The organism is Bradyrhizobium sp. RD5-C2, from assembly GCF_019972155.1.
In the GTDB taxonomy this organism is placed as follows: Bacteria; Pseudomonadota; Alphaproteobacteria; order Rhizobiales; family Xanthobacteraceae; genus Bradyrhizobium.
In genome coordinates, this window is sequence record NZ_BOVL01000019.1 from 91266 (window position 1) to 103404 (window position 12139).

Consider the following 12139-nt stretch of genomic DNA (forward strand, 5'->3'; position numbering starts at 1 on the left):
GGACCTTGAAGAAGGGCCGCGCGCGATCTCCGCTGCGGCTTTTCGCTTTTTTTCATCACGCGAACCGGCATCCGCTTCGCTCGAAACGCTATGGGCGCGGCCATTTCACGGGATTGTCAGAGGCGCGGCGCGATTGCGGCGCGTTTGCGGCCAAGTGTTGTTTTCAAGTCATTTACTTTAATCCGAACTTTTCCTTTTCTGCCCGCCATCAGGACGTGTCTCGCGGCCGGTGTGAAACCACCCGGTTAAGACACGCGGTTAATATTGCGTGCGCGAGACCGGCGGGCCCGGTTTTTTCAGGGCTCTGCACCTTCGTTTTTGGCTCCTTCACCGGAGCTGTTGGGAAGTGGAGAGGTTGATGTCGATGAAGTTTGCGGTGGCGCTGGCTGCCACCCTTGGTGCTGTTGTTGTGATGTCGCAGACGGCCGAAGCGCGGCCGGAAATGGTCGGAATACACGCCGACAATTATGAGCCGGGCACCATCGTGGTGAAGACCAACGAACGGCGGCTCTATCTCATTCTCGATTCCGGTCACGCGATGCGCTACCCGGTCGGCGTCGGCAAGTCCGGCAAGCAGTGGGCCGGCACCACCCGGATCGACGGCAAGTATCGCAACCCGGCCTGGTCGCCGCCCGCCGAGGTCAAGCGCGACAAGCCGAGCATCCCGAACGTGATCGCAGGCGGTTCACCCGCGAATCCGATGGGCGTCGCCGCGATGACGCTGGCCGGCGGCGAATACGCCATCCACGGCACTAACGTGCCGGGCTCGGTCGGCGGCTTCGTCTCCTACGGCTGCATCCGCATGCTGAATCCCGATATCACCGATCTCTATCAGCGCGTCTCGGTCGGCACGACGGTGGTCGTCACCCGCTGATTGGGCACGGCGCCTCGCCGAAAGAAAAGCCGCGCAGATGCGCGGCTTTTGTTTACCTGTTCAGCACGGGCGCGGCCGTGACGCTGTTACTCAGCGCGCGAAACCTCCGCACCAGCCGAAACGGTGCCCGCCATTGTAGGCGCGCGCATGACCTGCCGCGAGCAGCGCGGCCGAAACATTATCGGTCTTCCTGGTCGCGACATCGGCGACGACGCGGCCCTGATATTTGTCGGGACCGATATTGTAGATCGCGACGTCGCCCTGGCCTAGCAGATCGCGCAGCGCCACCGTGGCCGCTTGCGCCATCTGCAGCTCGCGCGCGCAGGACGCCTTCAGCTCCGGCGCATCGATGCCGCGCAGCCGGACCCGCGTATACAGATCGGGTCCCGGCGTGAGATGCACCCGTGCCTCGAACGTGTCACCATCGATCGTCCTGATCACATCAACAGCATGGCGCGCATCAGGCGCGCCGCCGCGCTGCCAGATCATTTCGGCATCGCGCGACCGGCCCAACGACCAGTGTGACGGCGAAGGCACCCATTCAGGCACCCATCGGCGGATCGGCAATGTGCTGCCGACGGCAATGCCGAGCACGAACACCCACGGCAGCGCTGCCGAGACACGGCGGCCCCAAGGTGAGCGGCGGAAGGGCGGACGTCCCGTCCCACGATAAGGATTTATTCTCTCGTATGGGGACATATTCCTAGACTGGCCTGAGTCGAACGGTCAGGCAAGACACTCCAAAACCTCTCAGAAGTCCGAGGCGATGCCCTTGGTCTCCCAATCGCCGTAACGCGTCGGTTCCGGTCCCTTCGGGCCCTGGAATTCCTTCGGCCGCGCGGCCGCATCCTTTGCAGCCAGCTCCTCGGCCGCCTTGCGCCGCGCCGCGGCCTCGGTGAGCGCGCGCTGCGCGGCCGGCGTCAGCGGCTTGCGCGGCGCGGGTTCCGGCGACGATGGCAATGGCGATGGCGATTTCTCAGACATGGCGGGCCTTCTTGGCGAACGTTTCTCGGCAAAACTTTCTGCCTGCGAATTTCGTATCTCTGTGCTGGCTCAGTGACGGCATCACGATCAAGAAATCCTGCAAAGCGATTCTTACATTTGGCATATTCGCATGCCAGAGGTGTTTTCGAGTTGATGGCATGAGCCGAACGTAACTCAGCACCTTCGAGATATCTCCGCTCCATGCCTCCTTCAAGATTTGCAGTCCCTGCCGAAGTCCCCGGTCTCGCGGCGCGCCGTATCGCGGCCGACATCCTCGATGGCGTGCTGCACAAGCACCGCACGCTCGACGATCAACTCGACGGCGCCGGCGCGCATCCCGGGCTGAAATCGCTGGCCGATCGCGACCGCGCGCTGATGCGCCGGCTGGTGTCGACCATCCTGCGCAAGCTCGGCACGCTCGGCCATCTGCTGTCGCGGCTGCTCGACCGCGGCGTCCCGACCGATGCCCCGCGCGCGCAGAGCGCGCTGCTGATCGGCGCGGCGCAGATCCTCTGGATGGATGTGCCTGACCATGCCGCGGTCGATCTCTCGGTGCGGCTCGTGCAGTCGGACCGCCGCGCGGCGAAATATGCCGGGCTGGTCAACGCCGTGCTGCGCCGCTGCGCGCGCGAGGGCCAGGGCCTGATCGACGAGATCAGCCCGCAGACGCTGGACCTGCCGCAATGGATGCTGGCGCGCTGGAACGCGCATTACGGTGAAGCCACCGCGCGCGACATGGCGCTGGCGCTCGGCCACGAGCCGTCGCTCGATCTCACGGTGAAGTCGGACGCGCCGCAATGGGCGAGCCGCCTGCATGGCGAGATCCTGCCGACGGGAACCGTGCGCACGCTGCTGCAGGGTTCCGTCACGATGCTGCCGGGCTTTGCCGAAGGCCAATGGTGGGTGCAGGACGCTGCCGCAGCCCTCCCGGTGCGCCTGTTCGGCGACATCAAGGACAAGGCGATCGCCGATCTCTGCGCGGCGCCCGGTGGCAAGACCGCCCAGCTCGCACTGGCCGGCGCACGCGTCACCGCGGTCGACCGCTCGCCGGCGCGGGTCGCGCGGCTGCGCGACAACCTCACGCGGCTGGAGTTGCAAGCCGAGACGGTTGTCGCCGACGCCGCCGAATGGCCGGCGGAGGCCGCGAGCTTTGACGGTATTCTGGTCGATGCACCCTGCACCTCGACGGGAACCATCCGCCGCCATCCAGACGTCGCCTGGCTGCGCCAGGAAGGCGACATCGCCGCATTGACGGCGCTGCAGAAGCGGCTGCTGCATAAGGCCGCCAATCTGCTGAAGCCCGGCGGTACGCTGGTCTACTGCACCTGCTCGCTGGAGCCGGAGGAAGGCGAGCACGCGATTGCCGCGCTGCTGGCGAGCGAATCAGGCCTGCGCCGTGCGCCGGTCGAGAAGGACGAGGTTGCCGGCCTCGCCGACATCATCACCGCAGACGGCGATCTGCGTACCCTGCCCAGCCATTTGCCCAACGCCGACCCGCGGCTCGGCGGGCTGGACGGTTTTTACGCCGCCCGGCTGGTCAAATCCTGATTTTAAACTTCAGTCTTCTAAGCTCGAAGTGATTCGCGCGGTATCAAGAGGGCATCTTGGATATCAAGAGGGTGTCTTGGCCGCGTTTCCGGATTAAATAAGGATTCGTTGAAAATTCCCTCCCCGCAAGGTTAGGCGTGTCGGTCGCTCAAAGCAGACGCATCTCGACGCTGATTGCTGGCCGCTTTGCCCGCAGCATAATGGCGCGCGCCAGCGGGAGCACGGTTGCGCTGTCGCGGCTCTGGCCCGGCCGCACCGACCGGCTGATCATCGCGCCGCATGACCTCCGCACCGCCGACGCCACCCGCGCGGCCGAGATATATGCCGGGCGATTCGTTTTCGCCGGCAAGATCGTCACCTGCCACGGCCGCTCGATCTTCGATCTCGAACCGCCGTCGGAGGATTGGGAAGCCGCCCTGCTCGGTTTCGGCTGGCTGCGCCATCTGCGCGCCGCCGACACCGCGCTGACCCGCGCCAATGCCCGCTCGCTGGTCGACGACTGGATCTCCAACCAGGCCCGCAAGCGGCCGCTGGAGCGGCGCGCCGACGTGCGCGCGCGGCGGGTGATCTCGCTGTTGTCGCAGGCGCCATTGGTGCTCGGCGACACCGACGGAAAATTCTACCGCAAATATCTGCGCGGGCTGGCGCGCGAGATCCGCTATCTGCGCCACTCCACGCTCGACAATGACGGCGTGCCGCGCCTGCAAGTCCTGATCGCGCTGTGCTACGCCTCGCTCTGCCTCGCCAACCAGGCGCGCAACATCAAGTCCGCCACGCGCAGGCTGTCCGACGAATTGCAGCGCCAGATCCTGCCCGACGGCGGCCACATCTCGCGCAGTCCCGGCGCGCTGGTCGAATTGCTCAGCGATCTCTTGCCGCTACGGCAGACCTTTGCTGCACGAAATATCGCGCCGCCGCCGGCGCTGCTCAACGCCATCGACCGCATGATGCCGATGCTGCGCTTCTTCCGGCACGGCGACGGCAGCTTCGCGCTGTTCAACGGCATGAGCACCGCGCCCTCCGACCTCGTCGCGACGCTGCTCGCCTATGACGACACCCGCGGCGTGCCGATGTCGAGCATGCCGCATAGCGGCTTCCAGCGCCTCGATGCCGGCAACACCACCTTGATTATCGATACCGGTCCGCCGCCGCCGGCCAGCGTCAGCCAGGATGCACATGCGGGCTGCCTGTCGTTCGAGCTGTCCTCCGGGGTGAGCCGCATCGTCGTCAATTGCGGCATGCCCAACACCGGGCGCGACAATTGGCGGCCGTTCGCACGCTCCACCGCGGCGCATTCGACGCTGACCTATCGCGATACCTCGTCGTGCCAGTTCGTCGAGCTGTCGGCGATGAAGCGGCTGTTGCGCGGCGCGCCGGTCACCAGCGGGCCGAGCAATGTCGAGAGCTACCGCGAGGCCATCCCCGGCGGCGATGTGCTGACCGCCTCGCATGACGGCTATCTCTCACGCTTCGGCGTGATCCACCGCCGCGTGCTGATGATCGCCCAGGACGGCACCCGGATGGAGGGCGAGGACTCGCTGTCGCCGGCACCTGGCGGGCGCATCAAGGGCAGCGAGGCCGATTTCGCGCTGCGATTCCATCTTCACCCCTCGGTGAAGGCGAGCCGGCTGTCGGACGCCCGCGGCGTGATGCTGGTGCTGCCCAACCGCGACGTCTGGACCTTCGAGGCGCTGGACGACAAGGTCGATCTCGAGGACAGCGTGTTCCTGGCCGGCAATGACGGCCCGCGCCGCACCTCCCAGATCGTGATCCGGCAGGACGCAAGGCAGGCCGCCGCCATCCGCTGGAGCTTCGTGCGCTCCTCGACCTCGGCCACCGCGACCAACGCCCGCCGCAACGCCCGCCGCGAGCCGGAACTACCGCTGTAGGACAGACCCTAGACCGTCATCCTGAGGAGCCGCGAAGCGGCGTCTCGAAGGATGCACGGCCCGGCTGGTGGCCGTCGACCCTTCGAGACGCGCGGAGCCTGTCATCGGGTCGCGCTTCGCGCGGACCCGTTGGCGCTCCTCAGGGTGACGGGGATAGATTCCCGGGAATCGGCCCCGGAGACCGGTTTCGTACCGTACAAAACCATGCTACCCGGCTGCCTTAACAGCCAGGGATTTTCTGATATGACTGAACAGCTTCGCCGCGTGACCCGCGCTCTGTTGTCCGTTTCCGACAAGACCGGACTGATCGATTTCGCCAAGGCGCTTTCCGACCATGGCGTCGAGCTGGTGTCGACAGGCGGCACCGCCAAGGCGATCGCGGCGGCCGGGCTGAAGGTCAAGGACGTCTCCGAGCTCACCGGTTTCCCTGAGATGATGGACGGCCGGGTGAAGACGCTGCATCCGAAGGTGCATGGCGGCCTGCTCGCGATCCGCGACAACAAGGAGCACGCCGCCGCGATGGCCTCGCACGGCATCGCGCCGATCGACCTCCTGGTCGTCAATCTCTATCCATTCGAGGCCACCGTCGACAAAGGCGCCGGCTTCGAGGAGTGCATCGAGAACATCGACATCGGCGGTCCCGCGATGATCCGCGCCGCGGCCAAGAACCATGACGACGTCGCCGTGGTGGTCGAGGCGAACGACTATTCTGCTGTTCTCGACGAGCTCGCCGCGCACAAGGGCGCGACCTCGCTCGGTCTGCGCCGGCGGCTCGCCGCCAAGGCCTATGCCCGCACCGCGGCCTATGACGCCGCGATCTCGAACTGGTTCGCCGTGCAGCTCGACACCAAGGCGCCGGATTTCCGCGCCTTCGGCGGCAGACTGATCCAGTCGCTGCGTTATGGCGAGAACCCGCACCAGACCGCTGCGTTCTATGCCACGCCGGAGAAGCGGCCGGGCGTTGCGACCGCACGCCAGCTGCAGGGCAAGGAACTGTCCTACAACAACATCAACGACACCGACGCGGCCTATGAATGCGTCGGCGAGTTCGACCCGCAACGCACCGCGGCCTGCGTCATCGTCAAGCACGCCAACCCCTGCGGCGTCGCCGAGGGTCCGGATCTTGCGACCGCCTATGCCCGCGCGCTCGCCTGCGATTCCACCTCGGCCTATGGCGGCATCATCGCGGTCAACCGCAAGCTCGATGCGGACGCCGCGCGCGCCATCATCGGCATCTTCACCGAGGTGATCATCGCGCCCGATGCGACCGAGGAGGCGATCTCGATCATCGCCGGGCGGCGCAATCTGCGCCTGCTGCTCGCGGGCGGCCTGCCGAACGCGCGCGCGCGCGGCCTCACCGCCAAGACGGTTGCCGGCGGCCTCTTGGTGCAGAGCCGCGACAATGCCGTGGTCGAGGACATGAATTTGAAGGTCGCCACCAAGCGCGCGCCGACCGACGCTGAGCTGCGCGACCTCAAATTCGCCTTCCGGGTGGCAAAACACGTCAAGTCGAACACCATCATCTATGCCAAGGATCTCGCGACCGTCGGCATCGGCGCCGGCCAGATGAGCCGGGTCGATTCCGCGCGCATCGCCGCGCGCAAGGCGCTGGATGCGGCGGCCGAGCTGAAGCTCGCCGAGCCGCTGACCAAGGGTTCGGTGGTCGCCTCGGACGCGTTCTTCCCGTTCGCCGACGGCATGCTCGCCTGCATCGAGGCCGGCGCGACCGCGGTGATCCAGCCCGGCGGCTCGATGCGCGACGACGAGGTGATCAAGGCCGCCGACGAACACGGCATCGCCATGGTGTTCACCGGCGTGCGGCACTTTAGGCATTGACGTCATTCCGGGGCGCGCGAAGCGCGAACCCGGAATCCATTCATCCGCGGAACAATGGATTCCGGGCTCATCGCTGCGCGATGCCCTCAGGTGCGCAATTGCGCACCGGGGAATGACGACGGTTAGTTACTCCTGACCTTCGCCAGCAACACCAGCCCGACCACGAAAAACCCGACCAGCACCGCCATGCCGTATTTCTGGCTCGCGGTTGCTGCCGTGATCGCGCCGATCAGCAGCGGGCCGATGAACGACGTCACCTTCCCGGTGAGCGCGAACAAGCCAAAATACTGCGCGATGCGATCCTTCGGCGCGAGCCGGATCAGCAGCGAGCGCGAGGCCGCCTGCAACGGCGCGCCGGTGGCGCCGATCAGGCAACCGAGCACGATGTAGGCGCGCTCGGCGGCGCCCGCGAACAGCGGGCCGCCAGGCACCGGCGGCGCGACCGGGATGAACAAGATGGAATCCTTGTTCACGGTGAGGATCACGACGATCGCAAACAGCAGGATCACGAGGCTGCCGGTGATCACGCGTTTCGGTCCGAACGCATCGTCGAGCTTGCCGCCGAGCCAGCCGCCGAACGTCCCGGCAACTGCCAAGATGATGCCGAAGGTGCCGATCCGGATCGTGTCCCAGCCGAACGTGCCGGCGGCATAGATGCCGCCGAACGCGAACAGCGAGACCAGCCCGTCGGTGTAGATCATGTTCGCCAGCAGGAACCGCGCCAGCGACTTCTGCTTCGGCAGGCTGACCAATGATTCCCTGAGCTCGCGCAGACCTTCGCCGAGCGCCTCGCGCATCGGCCGTTTCGCCGGATAGTCCGGCGTGAACAGGAACATCGGCGTCACGAAGATGATGAACCACAGCCCGGTCAGCGGCCCGGTGATGCGATCGCCTTCATGCATGACGGGATCGAGACCGAACAGCGGCGTGAAGCCGAACAGCGTGCGGCCGGTCTCGGCATTGGCGGCAAGGAAGCCGAGCACCAGCACAAGGCTCAGGATGCCGCCGACATAGCCGGTGGCCCAGCCGGTGCCTGACAGCCGCCCGATCCGGTCGGGCGGCACCAGCGTCGGCATCATCGCATTGTTGAAGACGGTCGCGAACTCGACGCCGACGCTGGCGATCGCGTAGGCGAGCAGCAGCATTGGGATGATGTCAGGGTTGCCGGGCTTGCCGATCCACATCGCGCTCGCGCCGATCACCAGCAGCGCGCCGAAAACCGCGATCCATGGCTTGCGCCGGCCGCTGGCATCGGCGATCGCACCCAGCACCGGCGACAGCAGCGCGATCGCAAGTCCCGCGGCCGCTGTGGCAAAGCCCCACAGCGCCTGCCCGCTCGCGGCATCGGGCGCGATGAAGCTCGCGAAATAGGGCGCGAACACAAAGGTCGTGATCAGCGTGAAATAGGGCTGCGCGGCCCAGTCGAAGAAGATCCAGCTGACGACCGCGGCGCGACCCGGATAGGTCTTCGCATGTTCAGTCCCCGTCTGCATTATTGCCGTCATCGCGAAACATATTCCCCAACTCGAACCACAGGCAGGCTTTTGCCGCTTCAATCCGTTCCCATATAGCATGGGCCGGTTTGCTGATACGGCGATGAACAGGGCAGGACATTTCGATGGCGCTGACAGCAACGATGTCGCGACGGCTGTTTGCCGCTCTCCTGGTGATCGGCATCGCGACACCGGCCTTAGGCCAGGTGCAACGTCGCGCTTACGAGCCCTCCGCCAACAATACGCTTCAAAGCATTCACGCCGAACACGGCATGGTGGTGGCGCAGGAGAAGCTCGCGGCGCGGGTCGGCACCGACATCCTGCGGCAAGGGGGCAACGCCGTCGACGCCGCGGTCGCCACCGGCTTTGCGATGGCGGTGACCTATCCGCGCGCCGGCAATATCGGTGGCGGCGGCTTCATGGTGATCCATCTCGCCGGCCGCAATGAAGACGTCGCAATCGACTATCGCGAAACCGCGCCGCAGGCCGCGACGCGCGACATGTTCCTGAATGCCGACGGCAAGCCCGATCCGGACAAGTCGCGCAATTCCGCGCTCGCGATCGGCGTACCCGGCACGGTTGCCGGTCTCGCGTTGGCGCTGGAGAAATACGGCTCCGGCAAGTTCACGCTGGCGCAGATCATCAAGCCGGCCATCGACCTCGCCCGCGACGGCTTCATCGTCACCGACGATACATCGGACACGCTGTCGGATATGTATCGCCGCATGTCGCGCTGGCCCAATTCAGCCAAGACGTTCTCGCATGCCGACGGCACGCCGCTGCATGAGGGCGACCGCCTGATCCAGGGCGATCTCGCCGGCGTGCTGACCGCGATCGCCGAGCAGGGACCGCGCGGCTTCTACGAGGGCGCGGTCGCCGAGAAGCTCGTCGGCGGAATCAAAAATGCCGGCGGCATCCTCACGCTCGAGGATCTGAAGGCCTACCAGCCGGTGATCCGCAGCCCGATCCGCGGCACCTATCGCGGCTACGATATCGTCTCGATGCCGCAACCTTCTTCCGGCGGTGTCGTGCTGCTGGAGATCCTCAACATCCTCGAAGGCTTTCCGATGTCGGACATGAAGCAGGGCTCGGCGGCCTCGCTGCATGTCATGATCGAGGCGATGAAGCGGGCCTATGCCGACCGCGCCCGCTATCTCGGCGACCCTGCCTTCGTCGACGCGCCGACGCAATTGTTGATCGACAAGGATTATGCCGCCAGGCAGCGCGCCACCATCGACCTCGCCCGCGCCACGCCCTGGACCGATGTCCGGAACGCCAAGCAGCCGCACGAGGGCGACAACACCACGCATTATTCGGTCGTCGATGCCGGCGGCAACGCCGTCAGCAACACCTACACGCTGAACTTCCCCTACGGCGTAGGCCTGGTCGCCGACGGCACCGGCGTGCTGCTCAACAATGAGCTCGACGATTTCACCGCGGCGCCCGGCGCCTCCAACGCCTTCGGCCTGGTCGGCTTCGAGGCCAATCTGCCGGGGCCCGGCAAGCGCCCGCTGTCATCGATGTCGCCGACCATCGTGCTCAAGGACGGCAAGCCGGTGCTGGTGACCGGGTCGCCGGGCGGCAGCCGCATCATCTCCGCGGTGACGCAGATCATCGTCGACGTCGTCGACTACAAGATGGACATCGCAGCCGCGGTCGCCGCACCCCGCATGCATCATCAATGGCTGCCCGACGAAGTCCGGATCGAGCGCGGCTTTCCCGACGAGGTGCTCGCCGAACTGCGCGCCAAGGGCCACAAACCGGTCGAGCCGCTCGGCTACTCCTCCGCGAACTCGATCGTCGTCACGACCGGCGGTCTGCTCGGCGCGCCCGATCCGCGCACGCGCGGCTCCGAGGCTGCAGGATACTAGAGCTTGATCCGGACCGGTACGGCCGCGCTAGCGCAAAGTGCGAAGCGGTTTTGCCGCGGCAAACGCGAAGCGTTTGCGCCGAGATCATCCTCAAACTAAAGACCTAGAGGGCAAACGCGGCTTTGCCCGGCCTGCAACATCGCGATAGATTGGCGGTCCGCGCAACTCCGGCCGCGGATCGCAAACAGCCGGTGAATGATTTCTCCGGGGAACGCGCATGAGCACGGCCGAATCCAAGTCAATCGAAGTCGCAGAGATCGAGGACACCAGCCTCCTCGCCTTCTATCGCGACATGAACCTGCCGGAGCGGCGCACGTTCTGGGCCTGCGCCTCGGGCTGGACGCTCGACGGCATGGATTTCATGATCTATCCACTGGTGATCGGCACCATCATCACGCTGTGGAAGGTCGACCCCGGCACCGCGGGCCTCGCCGGCACCGTGACCTTGCTGGCCTCCGCCGTCGGCGGCTGGCTCGGCGGCTATCTCTCCGACCGGATCGGCCGGGTCAAGACGCTACAGCTCACCATCATCTGGTTCTCGTTCTTCTCGCTGGTCTGCGCCGTGGTACAGAATTTCGACCAGCTGCTGATCGCCCGCGCGCTGCTCGGTCTCGGCTTCGGCGGCGAATGGGCGGCCGGCGCGGTGCTGATCGGCGAAGCGATCCGGCCGCAATATCGCGGACGCGCGGTCGGCTCGGTGCAGTCGGGCTGGGCGATCGGCTGGGGCCTTGCGGTGCTGGCGCAGGCGATCCTGTTCTCGATCCTGCCGCCGGAGAACGCCTGGCGCTGGATGTTCGTGATCGGCGCGCTGCCGGCGCTGCTGGTGTTCTATCTGCGCCGCTATGTCACCGAGCCTGAGATTTCCGCCGCGACGATGGCGCAGCAGCAGGCATCCGGCAGCGGGCCCGCCGCCTTGTGGGAGATCTTCCAGGGACCGATCCTGAAGACCACGCTGCTGGCGTCGCTGGTCGGCACCGGCATGCAGGGCGGCTATTACGCCATCACCTTCTGGGTGCCGCGCTTCCTCACCACCGAACGCAAGCTCTCGGTGGTCGGCTCGACCGGCTATCTCGCGACGCTGATCATCGGCTCCTTCATCGGCTATCTGGTCGGCGCCTGGCTTGCCGACCGGATCGGCCGGCGCAATCTGTTCCTGATCTTCTCGCTCGGCGCCATCGCGATCGTGCTGCTCTATACCCAATTGCCGCTCTCCAACGAGGTGCTGTGGGTGCTGGGCTTCCCGCTCGGCTTCTTTGCCTCAGGCTATTTCTCCGGCATGGGTGCGTTCCTGACCGAGCTCTATCCGACCCGGCTGCGCGGCTCCGGCCAGGGCTTCTGCTACAATTTCGGCCGCGGCGTCGGCGCGCTGTTTCCGTTCCTGGTCGGTGCGCTCTCGACCACCACGACGCTCGCCAACGCGATCGCGATCTTCGCGGTGGCGGCCTATGCCGTGTTCTTCATCGCCGCCTACGCGCTGCCGGAAACGCGCGGGCGCGTGCTGCATGCGGGCGGGTAGAATTGTAACGGCGCCTGCGCGAGCCGCGACATACCGTCGTTCCCTCCCCCCTTGTGGGGGAGGGCTAGGGAGGGGGGTGGCCGCGAAGGCGGTGTATGTGGCTTACCCCTCCCCCCCCACCCCCTCCC

The 12139-nt window shown here is 66.1% G+C and carries 9 protein-coding genes; 6 read left to right on the forward strand and 3 right to left on the reverse strand.

All coding sequences use genetic code 11. From position 1 onward, the window contains the following. The first annotated feature begins 358 nt into the window (after positions 1-358). Entirely contained in the window at positions 359-874 is a 516-nt protein-coding gene (locus BraRD5C2_RS21415) for a L,D-transpeptidase (RefSeq protein WP_223971174.1), read from the forward strand. A gap of 90 nt (positions 875-964) precedes the next feature. On the opposite strand, the gene BraRD5C2_RS21420 is transcribed toward BraRD5C2_RS21415, so the two are convergent. Both BraRD5C2_RS21420 and BraRD5C2_RS21425 read right to left on the reverse strand, forming a co-directional pair. Continuing rightward, positions 965-1573 carry a thermonuclease family protein gene (locus tag BraRD5C2_RS21420; protein ID WP_223971176.1) on the reverse strand — a complete coding sequence of 203 codons (609 nt, stop codon included), beginning with the start codon at positions 1571-1573 and terminating at the stop codon, positions 965-967. 51 nt (positions 1574-1624) lie between these two features. Further along, positions 1625-1858 carry a DUF1674 domain-containing protein gene (locus tag BraRD5C2_RS21425; RefSeq protein WP_223971178.1) on the reverse strand — a complete coding sequence of 78 codons (234 nt, stop codon included), beginning with the start codon at positions 1856-1858 and terminating at the stop codon, positions 1625-1627. A 201-nt stretch (positions 1859-2059) separates the two neighbouring features. On the opposite strand from BraRD5C2_RS21425, the gene BraRD5C2_RS21430 reads away from it, so the two are divergent. The 3 genes from BraRD5C2_RS21430 (at position 2060) to purH (ending at position 7131) form a co-directional block, all read left to right on the forward strand. After that, the gene (locus BraRD5C2_RS21430; protein ID WP_223971180.1) at positions 2060-3406 is read left to right on the forward strand and encodes an RsmB/NOP family class I SAM-dependent RNA methyltransferase; all 1347 of its coding nucleotides are present in this window, start codon (positions 2060-2062) and stop codon (positions 3404-3406) included. A 137-nt stretch (positions 3407-3543) separates the two neighbouring features. Then, positions 3544-5295: a heparinase II/III family protein gene (locus BraRD5C2_RS21435; protein WP_223971183.1), complete on the forward strand. Its 1752-nt coding sequence runs from the start codon at positions 3544-3546 to the stop codon at positions 5293-5295. 243 nt (positions 5296-5538) lie between these two features. Further along, positions 5539-7131: a bifunctional phosphoribosylaminoimidazolecarboxamide formyltransferase/IMP cyclohydrolase gene (gene purH, locus BraRD5C2_RS21440; RefSeq protein ID WP_223971186.1), complete on the forward strand. Its 1593-nt coding sequence runs from the start codon at positions 5539-5541 to the stop codon at positions 7129-7131. Positions 7132-7253: 122 nt separating this feature from the next. Here purH and BraRD5C2_RS21445 read toward each other — a convergent pair whose 3' ends face one another. Further along, positions 7254-8624, reverse strand: coding sequence for an MFS transporter (locus BraRD5C2_RS21445; protein WP_223971189.1), 1371 nt, complete (start codon positions 8622-8624; stop codon positions 7254-7256). A gap of 125 nt (positions 8625-8749) precedes the next feature. On the opposite strand from BraRD5C2_RS21445, the gene ggt reads away from it, so the two are divergent. Next, positions 8750-10495: a gamma-glutamyltransferase gene (gene ggt, locus BraRD5C2_RS21450; RefSeq protein ID WP_223971191.1), complete on the forward strand. Its 1746-nt coding sequence runs from the start codon at positions 8750-8752 to the stop codon at positions 10493-10495. A gap of 217 nt (positions 10496-10712) precedes the next feature. Next, positions 10713-12011 carry an MFS transporter gene (locus BraRD5C2_RS21455; protein ID WP_223971193.1) on the forward strand — a complete coding sequence of 433 codons (1299 nt, stop codon included), beginning with the start codon at positions 10713-10715 and terminating at the stop codon, positions 12009-12011. Positions 12012-12139 lie beyond the last annotated feature (128 nt).